The sequence below is a fragment of the Pigmentiphaga kullae genome (assembly GCF_004216695.1).
GTDB classification, from domain to species: Bacteria; Pseudomonadota; Gammaproteobacteria; order Burkholderiales; family Burkholderiaceae_B; genus Pigmentiphaga; species Pigmentiphaga kullae.
Map to the genome: position 1 here is coordinate 910,122 of NZ_SGXC01000001.1, position 19,778 is coordinate 929,899.

The window sequence follows — 19,778 nt, forward strand, 5'->3', positions numbered from 1 at the left end:
CTCGCATGCCATACAGCACCCGCAACGGCGTCAGTATCCACTACGAAGTCTCCGGCGAGGGCATGCCCATGGTCCTCATCCACGCCAATCCTTTCGATCATCGGCTCTGGCTTTATCAGGCGGCGCACTTTTCCACCTGGTTCAAGGTGGTCTCGGTCGATATCCGGGGCTATGGACGATCGGACAAACCGTCGGGCGAGTTCTCCATGCTCGACATGGCCGAAGACGTGCTGGGCGTGTGCGAAGACCTGGGGATCGATGAAGCCGTGTTGATGGGCGCGAGCGTCGGATCTGGAATCGCCCTGCTGCTCGGCCTCGAGCGGCCCGAGTTGTTCCGGGCCATCGTACTGGTTGGCGGCGGCAGCGGCGGCATGAACTTCGACCGCCGCATCGACGGCTACGGCAACCTGGGCGTGGCCCGCTATCAGCACGAGCACCTGCACGAACTGGTCGCTCCGCAGTTCGCCAGCTCCAGGCTCGGCGCCTATCTGCTGGACAGGTTTGCCGAAGTGGGCCCGTCCCTGTCCGGGGCAGCCATCGCCCGGATCTTCCAGGCGCGGGCGGCCTTGGACATGACGCCCCGCCTGCCATCGCTGGCCGTTCCCACCTTGGTGATCAATGGCGAATTCGATATTTCGCTCGACGACGGACGCAAGACCGCCAGCCTGATTCCGAATGCAGTCCATCGCATTCTGCCCGGCACCGGCCATGCCTGCTGCATCGAGGACCCTGCCGGCTTCGACGAAATCGTCGCCTCTTATCTTCGAGCCAGACAGCTGCTGGCATAGCGCCGCCGCGCCGCCAGGCGCAACGCCGCATTGAGCCCACAGAAAACACCGCGCCCCGGCCCCACCTGCACGCTCATCGCGTTGTAGTGGGAACCGGGGCGGGCGAATGATGATCCATCACCGACTGCCGCGCGCGCAGGCGCGCCAAGGCGTTTAACTCCTGCCGCCTCGCAGCTTGCGGATGGCGGCCAGCTGCGCCGCCAGCATCGCCAGCTCGGCCTCGACCACGGCCACTTCGGCCTTGTCCTTGGCATTGCGCAGCGCTTCTTCCGCCGCCTTGCGCGCCTGCTCGGCCTTGGCCTCGTCCAGGTCGTGGCTGCGGATGGCCGTGTCGGCCAGCACCGTCACGGTACCCGGCTGGATCTCGAGCAGACCGCCGGCCACGAAGATATGCTCTTCCTCGCCATTGTCCGCGCGCGAGATCTTCACCGTACCCGGACGGATACGCGAAATCAGCGGCGTATGGCCAGGCAATATGCCCAGCTCGCCCGACTCGCCAGGCAGCGCAACGAACTTCGCCTCACCAGCGAAGATCGACGCCTCAGCACTGACGACATCCACATGAATAGTTGCCATACTCAATTCTCCTGGACTGCGCTTCGCGCAGCCCCAGCGCCCCTACCCAAGAAACCCCGACCAGACCCAGGGTGCCGCGGATCCGGCTCCGCCGGTCCGCCAGCACCGCCCCCTGGGGGGCGCCCGTCAGGGCGTAGGGGGGGTCACAACTTTTTTGCTTTCTCGAACGCTTCGTCGATCGTGCCGACCATGTAGAAGGCCTGCTCGGGCAGCGCATCGCACTCGCCTTCGACGATCATCTTGAAGCCACGGATGGTTTCCTTCAGCGGCACATACTTGCCGGGCGAGCCGGTGAACACTTCGGCCACGTGGAAGGGCTGCGACAGGAAGCGCTGGATCTTGCGGGCGCGGCCCACGGCCTGCTTGTCTTCCGGCGACAGTTCGTCCATGCCCAGAATCGCGATGATGTCGCGCAGTTCCTTGTAGCGCTGCAGCGTCTGCTGCACGCCACGGGCCACCGCGTAGTGCTCTTCGCCCACGACCTGCGGGTCGAGCTGGCGGCTGGTGGAGTCGAGCGGGTCGACGGCGGGGTAGATACCCAGCGCGGCGATGTCGCGCGACAGCACCACGGTCGAGTCCAGGTGCAGGAAGGTCGTGGCGGGCGACGGGTCGGTCAAGTCATCCGCGGGCACGTACACGGCCTGGATCGACGTGATCGAACCGGTCTTGGTCGAGGTGATGCGCTCTTGCAGCTTGCCCATTTCCTCGGCCAGCGTCGGCTGGTAGCCCACGGCGGAGGGCATGCGGCCCAGCAGCGCGGACACTTCGGTACCGGCCAGCGTGTAGCGGTAGATGTTGTCGACGAAGAACAGGATGTCGCGGCCTTCGTCGCGGAACTTCTCGGCCATCGTCAAGCCCGACAGCGCCACGCGCAGACGGTTGCCCGGGGGCTCGTTCATCTGGCCGAACACCATCGCCACCTTGGACTCTTCGATCTTGTCCAGGTTGATGACGCCGGCTTCCGCCATTTCATGGTAGAAGTCGTTGCCTTCACGAGTCCGCTCGCCCACGCCCGCGAACACCGACAGGCCGCTGTGCTGCTTGGCGATGTTGTTGATGAGTTCGAGCATGTTCACGGTCTTGCCCACGCCGGCGCCGCCGAACAGGCCGACCTTGCCGCCCTTGGCGAACGGGCAGACCAGATCGATAACCTTGATGCCGGTTTCGAGCAGTTCCACGGAGGGCGACAGCTCGTCGAACTTGGGCGCGTCCTGGTGGATGGCGCGGCGCTCTTCCGAAGCGATGGGGCCGGCTTCGTCGATGGGACGACCCAGCACGTCCATGATGCGGCCCAGCGTGCCGGTGCCGACGGGCACCGAGATGGGCGCGCCGCTGGCGGCCACGGCCATGCCGCGGCGCAGGCCGTCGGACGAGCCCATGGCGATGGTACGGACGACGCCGTCACCCAGCTGCTGCTGCACTTCGAACGTCAGGCCCTTCTCGGCGAAAGCCGAGCTCTCGTCGGCCAGCGTAAGGGCCTCGTAGATCTTGGGCATGCTGTCGCGGGGGAACTGGATGTCCACCACGGCACCGATGCACTGAACGATGGTTCCGTTGCTCATATCGATTCCTCGATTCCTGATTCTTTAAGGCGTCGCGCCGGCTTATACAGCCGCCGCACCGCCCACGATTTCCGAAATTTCCTTGGTGATGGCTGCCTGGCGGGTCTTGTTGTAGACCAGCTGCAGATCGCCGATCACCTTCTTGGCGTTGTCCGATGCAGCCTTCATGGCCACCATCCGGGCGGACTGCTCGGACGCCATGTTTTCGGCAACGGCTTGGTACACCAGCGCTTCGACGTAGCGCAGCAGGAGTTCATCGACGACCGACTTGGCATCGGGTTCGTAGATGTAGTCCCACGAGTAGGCCTTCTTCTCTTCCTCGGTCTGCGCGAAACGTTCGGCCGACAGCGGCAGCAGCTGCTCGATCACGGGCTCCTGCTTCATCGTGTTGATGAAGCGGTTGTACGCGAGGTACACCACGTCGACCTTGCCTTCGGCATACGCGTCCAGCTGCACCTTGATCGCGCCGATCAGGCGTTCCAGGTTGGGCGCGTCGCCCAACTGCACCGCCTGGGACACGACGTTGGCGTCGAGACGGGTCAGGAAGCCCAGGCCCTTGTTGCCGATGGCCGTGGTCTGGACCTTGATGCCCTTCGCTTCCGAGTCCTTCAGGCGATTGAGCACCGCGCGCAGGATGTTGGTGTTCAACGCGCCGCACAGGCCCTTGTCGGTCGTGACCACGATCAGGCCGGCGGCCTTGATGTCGTCGCGCTTGGCCAGGTAGGCGTGTTCGTAGTCGGGATTGGCTTGCGCCATGTGCGCGGCAATGTTGCGCACCTTGTCGGCATACGGGCGGGCCGTGCGCATCCGGTCCTGCGCCTTGCGCATCTTGGATGCGGCGACCATTTCCATCGCCTTGGTGATCTTGCGCGTGTTTTGCACGCTCTTGATCTTGGTTCGGATTTCCTTGATTCCGGGCATCTATCTTCCCCTGTCAGTGTTCACAGAGAGGCGCCGAGCTGGGGCGCCCCGTGTACCCTGCTTCAGAAGGCTCCGTTTTTCTTGAAATCCTTCACTGCTTCGTGCAGCGCGGCTTCGTCGTCCTTGGACAGTTCCTTGGTGTCCTCGATACGGCTGACCAGCGCGTCGTACTTGGACTTCAGGTATTCCTTCAGCGCCTTTTCAAACGCCAGGACGTCCTTGACCTCGACGTCGTCGATGTAGCCGTTGTTGGCGGCGAACAGCGAGACGGCCAGTTCCCAGACCTGCAGCGGCTGGTACTGGGGCTGCTTGAGCAGTTCCACCACGCGGCGGCCGCGCTCGAGCTGGCGACGGGTCGACTCGTCCAGGTCGGACGCGAACTGCGCGAAGGCAGCCAGTTCACGGTACTGGGCCAGGTCGGTACGGATACCGCCGGACAGCTTCTTGATGACCTTGGTCTGGGCGGCGCCACCCACGCGCGACACCGAGATACCGGCGTTGATGGCGGGGCGGATACCGGCGTTGAACAGGTCCGATTCCAGGAAGATCTGGCCGTCGGTGATCGAGATCACGTTGGTCGGAACGAAGGCGGACACGTCGCCGGCCTGCGTTTCGATGATGGGCAGCGCGGTCAGCGAACCGGTCTTGCCCTTCACGGCGCCATTGGTGAACTTCTCGACGTACTCTTCGTTGACGCGAGCGGCACGTTCCAGCAGGCGCGAGTGCAGGTAGAACACGTCGCCGGGATAGGCTTCGCGGCCGGGCGGACGGCGCAGCAGCAGCGAGACCTGGCGATAGGCCCAGGCCTGCTTGGTCAGGTCGTCATAGATGATCAGGGCGTCTTCGCCGCGATCACGGAAGTATTCGCCCATCGTGCAGCCGGAGTAGGCGGCGATGTACTGCATCGCGGCCGATTCCGAGGCCGAGGCGGCCACGACGATGGTGTACTCCAGCGCGCCATGCTCTTCGAGCTTGCGGACCACGTTGTTGATGGTCGAGGCCTTCTGGCCGATCGCCACGTACACGCAGGTCAGGCCCTTGCCCTTCTGGCTGATGATGGTGTCGACGGCCACGGCGGTCTTGCCGGTCTGGCGGTCGCCGATGATCAGCTCGCGCTGGCCGCGGCCGATGGGCACCATGGCGTCGATGGCCTTCAGGCCGGTCTGCACCGGCTGCGACACCGACTTGCGCGCGATCACGCCCGGGGCGACCTTCTCGATCACGTCGGTGGCCTTGGCGTTGATCGGACCCTTGCCGTCGATCGGCTGGCCCAGCGCGTCGACCACGCGGCCCTTCAGTTCCGGGCCGACCGGCACTTCCAGGATGCGGCCGGTCGACTTGACCGTATCGCCTTCCGAGATGTGGGTGTAGTCGCCGAGAATCACGGCGCCGACGGAGTCGCGCTCGAGGTTGAGCGCCATGCCGAAGGTGTTGTTGGGGAACTCGAGCATTTCGCCCTGCATCACGTCCGACAGGCCGTGGATGCGGGTGATACCGTCGGTCACGGACACGACCGTGCCTTGGGTACGGATGTCAGCAGAGTTGCTCAGGCCTTCGATACGGCTTTTGAGCAATTCGCTGATCTCAGACGGATTGAGTTGCATGGTTGACTCCTGGAATCCTTTCTCTCGGTGCCGATGTGTGCGCAGCGACCGAACTATGCGACGAGCGCGTCGCGCATGCGATCAAGCTGCGCACGCACGGAGGTATCGAGCACCTGATCCCCGACGGCCACTCGCACGCCGCCGATCAGCGAAGCGTCGACCCGGACGGTGGGCTTGATCTTCACGCCGAATTTCTTTTCCAGCCCGGCGACCAGGTCGGCAACCTGGGCATCGGTCAACGCGAAGGCGCTGGCGATCTCGGCATCGGCGGTGCCCTCGTGGCGGTTCTTGAGCCACAGGAACTGCGATGCGATCTCGGGCAGCAGCAGCAGACGGTCGTTCTCGACCAACAGCGTCACGAAATTGCGCGCGGCGGGCGTAAGCTGCGTCTTCAGCGTGGCCGTGAACAATTCGACTCGCTGTGCGTCGTCGAGCTTGGGATCGGCGATGGCGCTGCGCACCTCGGGGTGCGCGGCTGCCTGGGCCATTTCGGCGACAAGCTCGGCCCAGGCGGCAAGGCCTGCGCTATCTGCACGGGCGACGCCGAACAGCGCTTCAGCGTATGGCCGGGCGATGGTGGACAGTTCAGCCATGGTGGCTCTCGATGCCTGATACGGTTAGCGAGGTGATTCGCAAACGCGTGAGCGGCACGCGTTGCTCGTGCCACCCGCGCGGGTTCTTCATTACAACTGCGCCTTGAGCTGGCCGAGCAGTTCGGCATGCACCTGGGCGTTGACTTCGCGCTTGAGGATTTCCTCGGCGCCCTTCACGGCCAGTTGCGCCACGGCGTCGCGCAGGCCTTCACGGGCGCGCTGGGCTTCCTGCTGCGCTTCCTGCCGGGCTTGCTCGAGAATGCGGGCGCGTTCGGCCTCGGCGTCCTTGCGGGCCTGCTCGATCAAGGCAGCGGCCTGCTTCTCGGCCTGCGCCAGGCGGGCCTGGTTGTCAGACTTGGCGGCGGCTTCGATCTGGCCGATGCGGGCCTCGGCCTGCACCAGTTCCGCCTTGCCTTTCTCGGCCGAGGCAAGGCCTTCGGCGATCTTCAGACGGCGCTCTTCGATGGACTTCATCAGAGGCGGCCACACGAACTTCATCGTGAACCACGCCAGAATGAAGAACACGAGCATCTGGAAGACGAGTGTCGCGTTCAGATTCACGGTGTTTCCTTATTCGGAAAAGAACATCATCCGTGACGAGGGCTGGGGCCGCGTCACGGAGCGGTCATGTCGAATAGAGGTCTTAGCCGACGAACGGGTTCGCGAAGGCGAACAGCATGGCGATACCCACGCCGATCAGGAAGGCCGCGTCGATCAGGCCGGCCAGCAGGAACAGCTTGGTTTGCAGGGGGTTCATCAGCTCGGGCTGGCGAGCCGAGGCTTCGATGTACTTGCCACCGACGATCGCGATTCCCAGGCAAGCACCGATGGCACCCAGACCGATGATCAGACCGCAAGCGAGAGCGACGAGAGCGACGTTGGTCATGACAACTCCTTGATATGAATCGTAAAACGACTAGTTATGTTGAAAAATCGAAACCACGGATACTGCTAACTTGCTACAAGATCGCGGCGAAACCCGCCCCGACCCGCATTTCCAAACAACTCACCGGCGAGCAACTGCTATCCGCCAGCCTCCAACTTCACCCAGGGTGCCGCGGCTCCGGCTCCGCCGGTCCGCCAGCACCGCCCCCTGGGGGGGGCGCCCGCAGGGCGTACGGGGGAGCCCCCGATCAGTGGCCTTCGTGGGCCTGGCCGATGTACACCAGGGTCAGCATCATGAAGATGAAGGCCTGGAGCACGACGATCAGGATGTGGAAGATGGCCCAGACCGATCCGGCCAGGATGTGGCCGACACCCAGCGCCACGCTGCTGGCGTTCAGGCCGGCCCACGCGCCGCCCAGCATGGCGATCAGCATGAAGATCAGTTCGCCGGCGAACATGTTGCCGAACAACCGCATGCCCAGCGAAACCATCTTGGCGGCGTATTCGATGATGTTCAGCAGGAAGTTGAAGGGCGCCAGCAGCAGCGCGCCGATGCCATGGGCATGGAAGGGCGCGGTGAACAGTTCCTTGACGAAACCGCCGGGCGACTTGATCTTGATGCCGTAGTAGAACATCAGCAGCAGCACGCCCATGGACATGCCGATAGGCGCGTTCAGGTCGGCCGTGGGCACGATGCGGTGATAGTGGATGACGTCGTCCAGCCCGACCAGGCTGAACAGGTAGTGAGGCAGGTCGACCGGCAGCAGGTCGAGCGCGTTCATGAAGACGATCCACATGAACACGGTCAGCGCCAGCGGCGCGACGAACAGGCGGGACTTGGCGTTGTGGACGATGCCCTTGGCTTCCTCGTCCACCCACTCGACCAGGATCTCGACGAAGGCCTGCATCTTGCCCGGAACGCCGGCGGTGGCGCGGCGGGCGCCCAGCCACATCAGGAACACGACCAGCAGGCCCATGGAGATGGACCAGAAAAGCGTGTCGTAGTTGACGACCGAGAAGTCGGCGATGAGGGACTGCTTGTGTCCGGTGTTGTTCAGGTGTCCCAGGTGATGGACGATGTACTCGGACGCGGTCGGCGCTGTGGTGGAAGCCATATCGGGGGTTTCTATCCTACGACCTGATTTTGAAATTCTCGCGATGTCGGCCGGGGTTGCCCGCACGCGCCGCCATCTTCAATCCATTTTCTTGCCGAAAGCCAGTACCAGCCACTGGCTTTTGAGCGCACACACCAAGCCCGCCAGGAAGGCGGGCCACACGAGCCATTCACGACCGAACTTCGCCGCTGCGACGATGAACACGACAGCGACGGCGATCTTGAAGAACTCGCCGAAGAAAAACGTTGCGGGGTTTGCTCCCCCCGGCTTCTGCACACTCAGAATCAGCCTGAATGCGAACAAGGCGTTGGGAATGACGTATGCCGCGGCACCGGCCAGCGCCGAGAGCCCTGCGGCGCTCCCGGACACCGCATAGGCCAGCACGGCAACCACGATGCTGACAGCAATCTGAACAATTATCGCATGCAGCAAGTCCCGCACGGCCTGCCGACGCAACACTGTCCGTTCCGCTTCGGTAAGCCGAAGCGGTTCTACCTGTTCATTGGAACGCAGACGCTCGGCGTCGCGGGCCTCCCAACCCCATGGATCAGGTTCGCCGGTCTCCCTGTGGTCGCGCGCGCTAGATGTTTCCTGCTGCGCAGTCCCCGTGGCTCCGTTTCTATTGGCCGCTTTTCCGTATGCATCTGAAGGGCGCGGATCGTCTTCGATCGTCTTCATCGGACGACTTGCACCTTTTCAAGACCTGCTTTCCGACAAACCATACGAGTATAGCGGGTTTACCCCAGCCGATCAAATGTAGGTGATCCCCCCTACGCGCTGACGCGCGCCCCCCAGGGGGCGATGCGGGTGGACCGGCGGAGCCGGATCCACCGCATCCTGGGTCTGCGTAGGGTTATCTCGGTGCGGAGCACCGCATGCTTGCTTTGATCCTGGGCACCGCGGATCCGGCTTTGCCGGTCCGCCAGTGCCGCCCCCTGGGGGGCGCCCGTGAGGGCGTAGGGGGGTGGTTCAAGACCTATAGGAATTGTCGCGGCGGTCCAACAGGCGCAGCAGGGCCGGCCATTCGAGCAGGCCGAAGGGGCGGCGGGTGGTGGGTTTGTAGAGGTGGTTGGTCAGCTCGACCACGGGCGGGGCGGGCAGGTGCAAGGGCGTGTTGCAGGCCATGGCCATCGCCTGGGCCTGGCAGGCGCGTTCCAGCCAGTACATGGCGGTGAAGGCTTCGGCGATGGACGGCCCGACCGTCAGGAGGCCGTGGTTGCGCAGGATCATCGCCTGGCTGTCGCCCAGGTCGGCGACCAGCCGCTGCTGTTCGCCCAGGTCCACCACCACGCCTTCATACTCGTGCATGGCGACCTTGCCGAAGAACATCGCCGTCTGGGACAGCGGCAGGAGGCCGCACTCGAGCGCCGAAATGGCCATGCCCGCGGGAGTATGGGTATGGATCACGCAATCGACCTGCGGCCGCGCCCGGTGCACGGCCGAATGGATCACGAAGCCGGCGTGGTTCACGCCATAGTCCTGGCCGCCGTCGTCCACCACATTGCCGTCCAGGTCGATCTTGATCAGGCTGGACGCCGTGATCTCCTCGTAGGCCATGCCATAGGGATTGATCAGGAAATGCCCGTGCGCGCCCGGCACGCGCGCCGAGATGTGGTTGTAGATCAGGTCGTCCATCCTGAAGTGCGCCACCAGCCGGTAGCACGCCGCCAGGTCCACCCGCGCCGCCCATTCCGCCTCGCTCATGCCGGCACGTCCCGCCGCCTTCGCCATATCCGCTCCATCCTGGTAAAAAACCGCCTGCGGGCGCAGGCGGGTGGATCAATGTCAATCAATGCCGGCGCGGCGGATGACGCCGCCCCACTTGTCGATGTCGGCGGCGATGATGCGCGTCATCTCTGCCGGCGACGTGGGCCAGGCCTGGATGCCCAGCGTATCGAACCGGCCCGCGGTCTCGGGCAGCGCCAGCACCGCCGCGATCTCCTTGTTCAGCCGCTCTATCACCGCCGGCGGCGTGCCCGCCGGCGCCTCCACGCCCTGCCAGCCGTCGGCCTCGAAGCCGGGCACCACCTCGGCAATGGCCGGCGTGTCGGGCAGCGCCGCCAGTCGCTTCTTGCCGGTCGTGCCCAGCGGAATCACGGTCCCGGCCCTGACCTGCTCGATCGCGGTGGTGGTGGGTTGGAAAATCAGCGGCACCTGCCCGCCGATCACGTCGACCAGCGCGCCGCTCTTGTAAGGCACGTGCGTCAGCCGAACGCCCGCCAGCGAGGTCATCAGTTCCATGATGACGTGGCCGGCGCCGCCCACACCCATCGAGGCGTAGTCGATGGACGCGGGCTTGGCGCGCGCCGTTGCGATCAGGTCGGCCAGCGTGCGCTGCGGGAAGTCCTTGTTGGCGATGAGCACGTAGGGCACGGCCGCGACGATGCTGACCGGCGCGAAGTCCTTGACCGGGTCGTAGGGCAGCTTCTTGTAGATGAACTGGTTCATGGTCACGATGGAATTGACCATGAAGAAAATGGTGTGGCCGTCGGGTGCGGCCTTGGCCACAGCCTCGGCGCCCAGCATGCCGCCCGCGCCCGCTCGGTTGTCCACCACGAAGGGCTGGCCCATGCGCTCGGCCAGCTTGCCCGACAGGTAGCGCGCCACGATGTCGGGCGAACTGCCGGCCGGGAACGGCACGATGACGCGCACCGGCTTGGACGGATAGCTTTCCGCCGCGCCGGCGGCCATCGAGGCACAGGCCAGCAGGACGGCGGCGGGCCAGGTCGCGGCCGCAACGAACAGCGCTTTCTTTTTCATGATCGTCTCCCCTCTCCCGCCTCGCGGCGGACATGGCGGCGATGTCAGAGCACGGAGCCTTCCACGTCCTCGGGCATCTTGAAATTGGGCAGCCGCTTCAGGTTGCCTTTCTCGTCCACCGCCAGGCCCGACTCGGTCGCGGCCCGGCTCAGCACCTCGTCGTGCCAGGTGACCGACCCGCCGCCGGTGTGCCCGCCCACCAGCGCGAGCATGGTCAGTTCGTGTTCGCCGTGGTTGCGAAAGCCACGCATCACGCCGGTCGGCACGGAAATCACATCCAGCGGCTGCAGCACCAGCTCTTCCTTGTCGTCGCCGATCAGCACGTGCACGGGACCGGAGATGGGGATGAAGACCTCGGCCGTCTTGTGCGCATGCAGGCCGGCGCCGCCGCCGGGCGGCACGACGATGTAGGAAATGGTGAAGCCGTGGTCCTCGGTGATGGGCGGCTGCATGTCGGCATTCTCGACCACGCCGCGGCCGATCACCTTGAGGTTTTTCTTGCGCCCTTCGGGCAGCAGCGAATCGACGAACGCCAGGCTGAACGGCTTGAGTTCGGAGAAGCGCGCGACCCGCGTGCGGGCGATGGTTTCTAGCAATGGACTGGCCATGGATGCTCCTTCACGGTCGTGGCCGGGAAGGCCGCGATGCGCACATCATGGCCGCGTGCGCGGCGGCGATAAATTATCGATTTGCTATGCCCGCCATGCCGGCACGGCATGGCGGTTCCGGCTCAGCCGCGCGGCCGCCTGCGGCCCACGGCCCGCGCGCCCTGCCACTGCCCCTGTTCGACCTGGGCCATTATCAGCTCGCGCACCATGGGCAGCACCTCGCTGGCCACGCGCGACAGCGGGCGCGACACCGGCCAGGCCAGGCTGCGCTGCAGCCACAGCCCGGCGATGGGCACCGCCGCCAGGCCGGACTCGAGCGCGACGCTGGAGGGCAGATAGACGGTGTAGCCCATGCCCCGGCGCACCAGTTGCGCGGCCAGCGCGAAGGCGCCGACTTCGGCCTCGATGCGCAGCGGCACCCGCTGGCGCGCGGCCAGGGCCTCGATCTCGTTGCGTATGCCGGCGCGCGAGACGCCCGTCAGGATCAGCGGCAGGCCGCGCAACTGCCGCACCGGGATCTCGCTGCGCGCAAGCAGCGGGTCGCCCGCGCGCCCCACCAGGCACAGGCGGTCCTCGAACAGGGGCTCGACGGCCAGCATGTGCGCCGGCGGCGGGGCCGGCGTGGCGCCGCTCAGCAGCGCGATGTCGACCGCGTTGTCGCGCAGCATGTCGTGCATGGCGGGGCTGAAGGCCTGCACGATGTGCGGCTGCGCATCGGGAAAGCGCTGCTTGATCGCGATCGTGAGCGCGGCGCCGATCACCGTCACGTAGTTGGGCGTCATGCCGATGATGACCGGGCCGGACGGCGGCCCCTGCGTGTCGTGTACGTCGCTCTTGAGCTGGTCGAAGCTGCGCAGCAGGTATTGCGCGCGGTCCAGCAGGCGGCGCCCTTCCGGCGTAAGCGTCGCGCCGCGCAGATGGCGTTCGAACAGCCGCACGCCCAGTTCGTCCTCCAGCATGCGTATGCGCCGGCTCAGCGCCGGCTGGGCGATGAAGAGCTGCTGCGCCGCCTTGGAAAAATTCTCGTGCGCGGCGACGGTCACGAAGTACTTCAGTTGACGAATGTCCATGACGCCTGCCAATCCCCCTGTCGTGCGCTATACCCTGGCGGCATGGCCCCTGGACCGCGGAAATATGACGCGGCCAAGCAAGACCGGCCCTATCATAGCCACGCTGCCCACCCTCGTCACCGCCGCCTTGACCATGAAGCCCGACGACGCCCTGCTTGCCCGACTGGACCCCGACATCGCGCCTCGCGTGCTGCGCCTGGTCCAGGCCGAGACCACGGCCTCGCACCTGCTGGAACCGGCCCAGGTGCGCGCCGCCTTCCTGCGCGCGCGCCAGCCGCTGCGGCGCCCGCCGGTGCCGCTGGACATCGAGGACGTCGGCATCACCGTCGACGGCGCGCCGCTGGCGCTGCGCCTGTACCGCCCGCGCCGGCCCCGCCCCCCCGCGTTGCTCTACCTGCACGGCGGCGCCTTCACCAACGGCGACCTCGACAGCCACGACGCCACCTGCTGCCTGCTGGCGATGGAAGCCGGCGCGATGGTGGCCAGCGTGGACTATCGCGTGCTGCCCGAGCACCGCTTCCCGGCCGCGTTCGACGACACCGTGGGCGCGTTGCGATGGCTGCACCAACAGGCCGCGTCGCTGGGCGCCGACCCGGCGCGCCTGGCCGTGGGCGGCGACAGCTCGGGCGCGAACCTGGCCCTGGCGGCGGCGCTGGAGACGCGCGGCAGCGTCCCGCTGCGGGCAATGTGGCTGGCCTACCCCATCATCGGCATCGATTTCGAGACCCCCTCGTACCGCGAGAACGCCAACGCCCCGCTGCTGACCCGCGCCCGCTGCCGGCGCATCCTGCGCGACTACCTGGGGCGCGATCCCGGCCCGGACGACAGCCGGGTGGCGCCGCTGCTGGCGCCGGACTTCACCGGGCTGCCGCCGGCGGTGGCCGTGGCCGCCGAACTCGACCCGCTGCGCAGCGACGCCGAGATCCTGGCCGACCGCCTGCGGGCAGCCGGCGCGGCCTGCGAACTGGTACGCGCGGCGGGCATGCCGCACGGTTTCCTGCGCTGGGTGGCCGACAGCGACGCGAGCCGGCGCATCGCCGTTCGCAGCGCCCAGGCGCTGGCTGCCCTGCTGGACTGAAGCGGGCCGCCCTTCCAGGGCGCCGGTACCGATAAAATCGGAACTACCGCAGCCCGGGACGACCGCCTTGGAACTTCGCCAGATCCAGTACTTCATCTGCCTTTTCGAGGAAGGCACCGTCACGGGCGCGGCGCGCCGCGTGAACGTGGTGCAGCCCGCGCTGAGCGCGCAGATCGTCAAGCTGGAAGAGGAGCTGGGCCAGAAACTGTTCATCCGCAGCGCGCGCGGCATGGAGCCCACCGAGGCGGGGCGGCGCATGTACCAGCTCTACCTGCCCATCCTGCGGGACCTGTCGCAGGCGCGCGAGCAGATGACCCTGCGCGGCGGCGAGGTCGGCGGCGAAGTCATGGTCGGCATGATCTCGTCGCTGGCCGAAAGCGTGCTGAGCGAGGCGCTGACCGACTTCGCGCGCGCCTATCCCAAGGTGAACGTCACCGTCACCAACGGCCCGCTGCTCGACTGGGTGGCGGCCGGCAAGATCGACGCCGCGATCGTGGACAAGCCCCGCCGGCCGTTCTCGATCAGCGTCGAACCCATCATCGACGAGGAACTCGTGCTGGTCGGCCCCGACGACGACGCGCTGCCGGCATCCCTGCCGCTGTCGGCCGCCGCCGCGCTGCCGCTGCTGTTCACGCCGCGCGAACACAACCTGCGCGAAATCCTGGAAGACTACGCACGCCAGGAGAACCTGGTGTTCAAGCCCGTATTCGAGATCTATTCGATGACGGCGCTGCTGAACCTGGCCGAGGACGCGGGCTTCTACGCCATCCTGCCCCGCACCGTGGTACGCCGCCGCGCGAGCCGCTCGCCGCTGTGCGTGCGCACCATCGAGGCGCCGGCCATGACGCGGCAGATCGTCTGCGTCACGCACCCGCGCCGCCCGCTGAGCACGGCCTGCGCCCTGTTCCTGGACGTGCTGCGCACGCACATACGGGGGCTGCCGGGCGGCGCGCCGCGAGCGGGCGATACCGATCGGTGATCGCTGCGATCAGTATTAATCATGGCCTGGAACCCGTTTCCGCCGCCCTTCCCGACTTAGAATTTCCGCAGCGCCGCAAGCCGCCCCCAGCGGGGCCGCCCGCAACACCCGGCGCCTCCAGGACGCACCGGGCGTGGTGATCCACGCACCGGCGCGCACACTCCCCATCCCGCAAGCGACCGTGTCCGGCGTGGCATGGGGATCGGTACGAGTCACTGAAGAAGCACAGATGGAGACCTGCATGAAATTCCCGGCACGCGCCCTGTTCGCCGCCCTGTCCGTGGCCGCGGCCGCCGCCTCGCCCGTGGCGATGGCGGACAGCTATCCCGCCAAACCCGTGCGCGTCATCGTGCCCGTGACCGCCGGCGGCGGCGTGGACACGGCCGCGCGCCTGATCGCCACGCACCTGCGCGCCGAACTGGGCCAGACCTTCGTGGTCGAGAACAAGCCCGGCGCCGGCGGCAACATCGGGCTGGACCTGCTGGCCAAGGCGCCGGCCGACGGCTACACGCTGGCCATCATCCCCAACACCATGACCATCAACCACACGTTGATGAACAAGCTGCCCTTCGACACCCTCAAGAGCTTCGCGCCGGTGGTACAGATCGGCACCACGCCGGCGGTGCTGGGCGCGCGCGCCGACCTCGCCCCCAAGTCGCTCAAGGATCTGGTGGCCTACGCCAAGGGCAACCCGGGCAAACTGTCGTACGCCGGCTGCGACACGGGCTCGGCGCTGCACCTTGCGGGCGAGATGTTCAAGCAGCAGGCCAACGTGGACGTCACCCACGTACCGTACAAGGGCTGCTCGGACTCGGTGCCCAACGTGCTGGGCGGCCAGGTCGACCTGATCTTCATCACGCTGACCAACATCGCGGGCTACCTCAAGGACGGCCGCATGCGCGTCTACGCCGTCGCGGCCGACCAGCGCACGCCCTATGCGCCCGACCTGCCGACCGGCGCCGAGCAAGGCTTCCCCGGTTTCGACATCGACATCTGGTATGGCATGCTGGCCCCCGCGGGCACGCCGCGCGAGATCGTGGCCAGGCTGAACTCGGCCGTGAACGCCATCCTGAAAAAGCCCGAGGTGCAATCGACCCTGGCGACCAGCTACCTGACGCCGGTGGGCGGCACGCCCGAACAGTTCGGGCAGAAGATCCGTTCCGACATCGACCGTTACGGCGCCGTCATCCGCAAGGCCAACATCCGCATCGAATGACCGTCCAACCTTTTTTCTATCGAGGCCGCTTATGTCCAAACTGAGACTTTCCCTGGGCTGCTGGGACTATGACCGCACCCGCGCGCTGATGGACGGCACCGTCGTTCCCGACGGCATCGACCTGAACTACCTGAACATGCCGGTCGAGGAAACCTTCTTCCGCATGCTGCGGCATCGCGAGTTCGACGTGGCCGAAATGTCGCTGTCGTCGTATACGGTGTCGCTGTTCAAGCCCGAGCGGCCCTTCATCGCGATCCCGATCTTCCCCTCGCGCTTCTTCCGCCATTCCTGCATCTACGTGAACGCGGACGCGGGCATCCGCGAGCCCAAGGACCTGATCGGCAAACGCATCGGCACGCCCGAATACCAGATGACCGCGCCGGTGTGGATCCGCGGCATCCTGGACGAACACTACGGCGTGCCCGTGGACAGCGTGACCTACGTCACCGGCGGCGAAGAAGAACCCGGCCGCCCCGAGAAGCTCAAGATCGACCTGCCGCCCAACATCAAGGTCGAGCAGATCGGCCCCACGCAGACCCTGTCGCAGATGCTGCTGGACGGCGAGATCGACGCCCTGCACACCGCCCGCATGCCGTCCACCTTCCTGACCGGCAAGGGCAAAGTCACGCGCCTGTTCCCCGATTTCGAGGCGGTCGAGCGCGAGTACTTCCGCAGCACGGGGATCTTCCCCATCATGCACACGCTGGTCATCCGCCGCGAGATCTACGAAGCCAACCGCTGGGTCGCGCAATCGCTGTACAAGGCCTTCGTGCAGGCGCAGCAGGTGGCCTACCAGAACCTGCGCGAGACCGCCGCGCTCAAGATCATGCACCCGTGGCTGCTGGGCAACATGGAAGCGGTGGTCAAAGAAATGGGCGAGGACTTCTGGGCCTACGGCTTCGAGAACAACCGCAAGACGCTGGAGACCTTCCTGCGCTACCACCACCAGGGCGGACTGTCGAAGAAGCTGCTGACGCCGGAAGACCTGTTCGCGCCGGAGACCTTCGAGGCGTTCAAGATCTGAATGCCATAGCCGGGCGGACCGCGCGCACGCGGCCCGCCCGCCGCTCAGGGGCAGGGATTGGGCTGGCCGCGGTGGATGCGCTCGATGCCTTCGAGCACCTCGGCCGGCAGCACGACCTGCGCGCTGGCGATGTTCTCCTGCAACTGCGCCATCGAGGTCGCGCCGATCAGGTTGCTGGCCACGAAGGGCCGGCTGTTCACCCAGGCCAGCGCCATCTGCGCCGGCACGAGGCCATGGTCGCGCGCGAGTTCCACGTACTGGCGCGCGGCCGATTCGGCCTCGGGCCCGTCATAGCGGGTGAAGCGCGTGAACAGCGTCAGGCGCGCGCCCTCGGGCCGCGCGCCGCCCAGGTACTTGCCCGACAGTACGCCCATGCCCAGCGGCGAATAGGCCAGCAGGCTGACCTGTTCGAACTGCGTGAACTCGGACAGGCCGATTTCGTACACGCGGTTGAGCAGGCTGTAAGGGTTCTGGATGGACGCGATGCGCGGCAGGCCGCGTGTCTCGGACAGTTTCAGGAACTGCGACACGCCCCACGGGGTCTCGTTCGAGACGCCGATGTGCCGGACCTTGCCCTCGCGCACGAAGTCCTGCAGCACCGACAGCGTTTCCTCGATGGGCACGGTGTAGTCGTCCTTCACCCAGGGATAGGCGAGCTGGCCGAAGGTGGCCGTGGTGCGATCGGGCCAGTGCAACTGGTAGAGATCGAGATAGTCCGTCTGCAGGCGCTTGAGGCTGTCGTGCAGCGCGGCGGTCAGGTTCTTGCGGTCCAGGAAGGGCTTGCCGTCGCGGATGTGGCCGGGGCGCTTGGCGTCGCGCAGCGGGCCGGCGACCTTGCTGGTCAGCACGATGTCCCGGCGGCGGCCGGTGCGGGCCAGCCAGGTGCCGATGTAGGTCTCGGTGCGGCCCTGGGTCTCGGCCTTGGGCGGCACCGGATACATCTCGGCGGCATCCACCAGGTTCACGCCCCGCGCCAGCGCATAGTCCAGCTGCTCGTGGGCGTCGGCTTCGCTGTTCTGCTCTCCCCAGGTCATGGTTCCCAGCCCGATCACGCTGACTTCGAGATCGGTGCGTCCCAGTTTGCGGTATTCCACGTCTGTGCTCCGGTTAAGGGTTGTCCCGTCCAAGGTTACTGCATGGCCGCTGTCGCCAGCATGAAAGCCCGGCGCGAAAGCCTAAAATAGCGGGCAATTCCAAAATGCCCCCGCAGGAGAACTCTCGCATGCAAGAGGATGACGGCCGCGAACCCGACTATCGCTTCACGCTGGCCAACGAACGCACCTTCCTCGCCTGGATCCGCACCGCCCTGGCCGTGCTGGCCGGCGCCATCCTGCTGCACCAGTTCGGCGGCGTAGTCCAGCCGCATTGGCCATTGCTGGCGCTGAGCGTGGCAATGACCGTCGCCGGCCTGATCTTCTGCTGCGGCGCCTATTTCCAATGGAAGGCCAACCAGCAGGCGATGCGGCACTCGCGCCCGCTGCCGCGCTCGGCGCTGATTCCGCTGGCCGCGGGCGTGACCATACTGGTGGCCGTGGTGGCCGGCCTGTTCGTGCTGTTCCGATGAGTTCGCAACTCGACCCCGGGCTGCAACCCCAGCGCACCGCGCTGTCCTGGGGCCGGACCGGCCTGTCGATGACGGCCGTGGCGCTACTGGTGCTGCGAGCGGGCATACAGGAACACCAGCCGGTCTTTCTCGTCGTCGGCGCGCTGGACATGCTGTGCGCCATCCTGTTCTTCGCGACCGCGTCATGGCGCCGGTCGGCCTTGGCCCTGGACAAGATCCACGCCGCCTCCACGGGGTGGATGGCGGGCATCACCGCGCTGGTGGCGATCACGAGCCTGGCCGGGACCTGGCTGGTGCTGAGTTAGGCCAGCCCCGCCCACGATCAGCGCCAGGGATCGATGGTCATGTGGATGGCCCCCTGCACGCCCTGCCCCGCCAGGCTGCGCAGCGCGAGGTCGGTATCCTCGAGCCCGAAGGCATGGGTGCTCATCTTCTTGACGCCATGACGATCGCCCGCGATCAGTTGCAGGGCCAGCTCGACCGACTCGTAGCTGTGGCCGCGCATGCCCTTGACGGTCAGGAAACGCGCGATGATGCGGTCGCTGTCGAACTCGGGAATGCGCCGGCGCTTCTGCCCGCCCAGGATGACGCGCCCGCGCTTGCGCGCGAGCTGGATCGCGGTGACGACCGAATCGGTACCGCCGGCCGCGCAGTCGATGACCAGATCCGCCATCAGGCCGCCGGTCAGGTCGGCGACGGTTTCGAGCAGGTCCTGGGACTCGATGTCGATGGTGTGGTGCGCGCCGAGTTCGCGCGCCAGCGCCAGGCGGCGCGTATCCGTCTCGTTCGAGAGCCCGGTGATGATGATGCGTTCGGCTCCCGCTTCGCGCGCGGCCACGACGCATGCCAGGCCCTGCTGTCCCGGCCCTTGTATCACCACGGTCTGGCCCGGCCCCGCGCCGCCTTGCAGATAGGTCCATTCGACGCCGTTGGCCAGCGGCAGCGCCAGCGCCGCGTGGCGGGGCGAGACCCCGGCGGGCACGCGGTGGAACACCGTGTTCAGGTGCAGGAACTGGTACTGGCTGAACCCGCCCCACAGCCCCGGTTCCACCGACAGGCCGGTGGCGCCGTAGCGCAGGCCGCCCAGCCGCCAGTCGGTGGCGTCGCACAGCCGGAATTCGCCGCTGCGGCAGAACTCGCAGTGGCCGCAGGGCAGGTATTCCTCCAGCGCGACGAGATCGCCTTCCTTGACGCCCCATTTGGCGCGCGCCACCTCGCCCAGTTCGGCCACGTGGCCGACGGTTTCGTGGCCCAGCACGAGCGGACCGCGGCTGGCCGGCAGTTGCTGGTAGTAGGGCCAGTCGCTGCCGCACACGCCGGTGACGGCGACCTTGAGCAGGCCGCTGGTGGCCGAGGTGGTCGGCGCGGCCAGTTCGCGCAGTTCGGTCCTGCCGGCCTCGACGGCGACCGCGGCTCGTACGGTAAGCGCCATGGC

The 19,778-nt window shown here is 66.5% G+C and carries 22 protein-coding genes; 7 read left to right on the forward strand and 15 right to left on the reverse strand.

Annotated elements, in window-relative coordinates; translation table 11 throughout:
- The first annotated feature begins 5 nt into the window (after positions 1-5).
- The gene (locus tag EV675_RS04475; RefSeq protein WP_130356191.1) at positions 6-788 is read left to right on the forward strand and encodes an alpha/beta fold hydrolase; all 783 of its coding nucleotides are present in this window, start codon (positions 6-8) and stop codon (positions 786-788) included.
- A 153-nt stretch (positions 789-941) separates the two neighbouring features.
- On the opposite strand, the gene EV675_RS04480 is transcribed toward EV675_RS04475, so the two are convergent.
- The 13 genes from EV675_RS04480 to EV675_RS04540 form a co-directional block, all read right to left on the reverse strand.
- Positions 942-1,364 carry a F0F1 ATP synthase subunit epsilon gene (locus EV675_RS04480; protein ID WP_087840362.1) on the reverse strand — a complete coding sequence of 141 codons (423 nt, stop codon included), beginning with the start codon at positions 1,362-1,364 and terminating at the stop codon, positions 942-944.
- Between the two features lie 143 nt (positions 1,365-1,507).
- Positions 1,508-2,926: a F0F1 ATP synthase subunit beta gene (atpD, locus tag EV675_RS04485; RefSeq protein ID WP_124692004.1), complete on the reverse strand. Its 1,419-nt coding sequence runs from the start codon at positions 2,924-2,926 to the stop codon at positions 1,508-1,510.
- Positions 2,927-2,968: 42 nt separating this feature from the next.
- The gene (gene atpG / locus EV675_RS04490; protein WP_087840365.1) at positions 2,969-3,847 is read right to left on the reverse strand and encodes a F0F1 ATP synthase subunit gamma; all 879 of its coding nucleotides are present in this window, start codon (positions 3,845-3,847) and stop codon (positions 2,969-2,971) included.
- Between the two features lie 62 nt (positions 3,848-3,909).
- Entirely contained in the window at positions 3,910-5,451 is a 1,542-nt protein-coding gene (atpA, locus tag EV675_RS04495) for a F0F1 ATP synthase subunit alpha (protein WP_130356192.1), read from the reverse strand.
- 53 nt (positions 5,452-5,504) lie between these two features.
- Positions 5,505-6,044: a F0F1 ATP synthase subunit delta gene (locus EV675_RS04500; protein WP_130356193.1), complete on the reverse strand. Its 540-nt coding sequence runs from the start codon at positions 6,042-6,044 to the stop codon at positions 5,505-5,507.
- 90 nt (positions 6,045-6,134) lie between these two features.
- On the reverse strand, positions 6,135-6,605 hold the full coding sequence (locus EV675_RS04505) for a F0F1 ATP synthase subunit B (RefSeq protein ID WP_130356194.1): 471 nt from the start codon (positions 6,603-6,605) through the stop codon (positions 6,135-6,137).
- Positions 6,606-6,687: 82 nt separating this feature from the next.
- Positions 6,688-6,930: a F0F1 ATP synthase subunit C gene (gene atpE, locus EV675_RS04510; protein WP_087782618.1), complete on the reverse strand. Its 243-nt coding sequence runs from the start codon at positions 6,928-6,930 to the stop codon at positions 6,688-6,690.
- A 247-nt stretch (positions 6,931-7,177) separates the two neighbouring features.
- A complete protein-coding gene (atpB, locus tag EV675_RS04515) occupies positions 7,178-8,044 on the reverse strand; it encodes a F0F1 ATP synthase subunit A (protein WP_130356195.1) in 867 nt (288 codons plus the stop codon).
- Between the two features lie 78 nt (positions 8,045-8,122).
- Positions 8,123-8,722 carry an ATP synthase subunit I gene (locus EV675_RS04520; RefSeq protein ID WP_130356196.1) on the reverse strand — a complete coding sequence of 200 codons (600 nt, stop codon included), beginning with the start codon at positions 8,720-8,722 and terminating at the stop codon, positions 8,123-8,125.
- A 291-nt stretch (positions 8,723-9,013) separates the two neighbouring features.
- Positions 9,014-9,775: a class II aldolase/adducin family protein gene (locus tag EV675_RS04525; protein WP_130356197.1), complete on the reverse strand. Its 762-nt coding sequence runs from the start codon at positions 9,773-9,775 to the stop codon at positions 9,014-9,016.
- Positions 9,776-9,829: 54 nt separating this feature from the next.
- Complete coding sequence (locus EV675_RS04530; RefSeq protein WP_130356198.1) at positions 9,830-10,804, reverse strand: Bug family tripartite tricarboxylate transporter substrate binding protein; 975 nt, start codon at positions 10,802-10,804, stop codon at positions 9,830-9,832.
- A gap of 44 nt (positions 10,805-10,848) precedes the next feature.
- Positions 10,849-11,412, reverse strand: coding sequence for a cupin domain-containing protein (locus tag EV675_RS04535; RefSeq protein ID WP_130356199.1), 564 nt, complete (start codon positions 11,410-11,412; stop codon positions 10,849-10,851).
- A 122-nt stretch (positions 11,413-11,534) separates the two neighbouring features.
- Positions 11,535-12,482, reverse strand: coding sequence for a LysR family transcriptional regulator (locus tag EV675_RS04540; protein WP_130356200.1), 948 nt, complete (start codon positions 12,480-12,482; stop codon positions 11,535-11,537).
- Here EV675_RS04540 and EV675_RS04545 point away from each other — a divergent pair.
- From EV675_RS04545 to EV675_RS04560, 4 genes are all read left to right on the forward strand, one after another.
- Positions 12,481-13,560 (forward strand): alpha/beta hydrolase, encoded by a 1,080-nt coding sequence (locus EV675_RS04545; protein ID WP_165404427.1) that lies wholly within the window; start codon positions 12,481-12,483, stop codon positions 13,558-13,560. The genes EV675_RS04540 and EV675_RS04545 overlap by 2 nt on opposite strands.
- Before the next feature lie 67 nt (positions 13,561-13,627).
- Positions 13,628-14,539, forward strand: coding sequence for a LysR family transcriptional regulator (locus tag EV675_RS04550; protein ID WP_130356202.1), 912 nt, complete (start codon positions 13,628-13,630; stop codon positions 14,537-14,539).
- 241 nt (positions 14,540-14,780) lie between these two features.
- The gene (locus EV675_RS04555; RefSeq protein WP_165404428.1) at positions 14,781-15,755 is read left to right on the forward strand and encodes a tripartite tricarboxylate transporter substrate binding protein; all 975 of its coding nucleotides are present in this window, start codon (positions 14,781-14,783) and stop codon (positions 15,753-15,755) included.
- Positions 15,756-15,786: 31 nt separating this feature from the next.
- On the forward strand, positions 15,787-16,779 hold the full coding sequence (locus tag EV675_RS04560) for an ABC transporter substrate-binding protein (protein WP_124692019.1): 993 nt from the start codon (positions 15,787-15,789) through the stop codon (positions 16,777-16,779).
- Between the two features lie 44 nt (positions 16,780-16,823).
- Here EV675_RS04560 and EV675_RS04565 read toward each other — a convergent pair whose 3' ends face one another.
- Positions 16,824-17,873, reverse strand: a complete 1,050-nt coding sequence (locus EV675_RS04565) for an NADP(H)-dependent aldo-keto reductase (protein WP_130356204.1) — start codon at positions 17,871-17,873, stop codon at positions 16,824-16,826.
- 128 nt (positions 17,874-18,001) lie between these two features.
- Here EV675_RS04565 and EV675_RS04570 point away from each other — a divergent pair, with 128 nt between their 5' ends.
- Positions 18,002-18,343: a YidH family protein gene (locus EV675_RS04570; RefSeq protein ID WP_152798035.1), complete on the forward strand. Its 342-nt coding sequence runs from the start codon at positions 18,002-18,004 to the stop codon at positions 18,341-18,343.
- A complete protein-coding gene (locus EV675_RS04575) occupies positions 18,340-18,648 on the forward strand; it encodes a DUF202 domain-containing protein (RefSeq protein ID WP_130356206.1) in 309 nt (102 codons plus the stop codon). The genes EV675_RS04570 and EV675_RS04575 overlap by 4 nt, the downstream gene beginning before the upstream one ends.
- A gap of 17 nt (positions 18,649-18,665) precedes the next feature.
- On the opposite strand, the gene EV675_RS04580 is transcribed toward EV675_RS04575, so the two are convergent.
- Positions 18,666-19,775, reverse strand: coding sequence for a zinc-dependent alcohol dehydrogenase (locus EV675_RS04580; protein WP_130356207.1), 1,110 nt, complete (start codon positions 19,773-19,775; stop codon positions 18,666-18,668).
- Between the last annotated feature and the right edge of the window lie 3 nt (positions 19,776-19,778).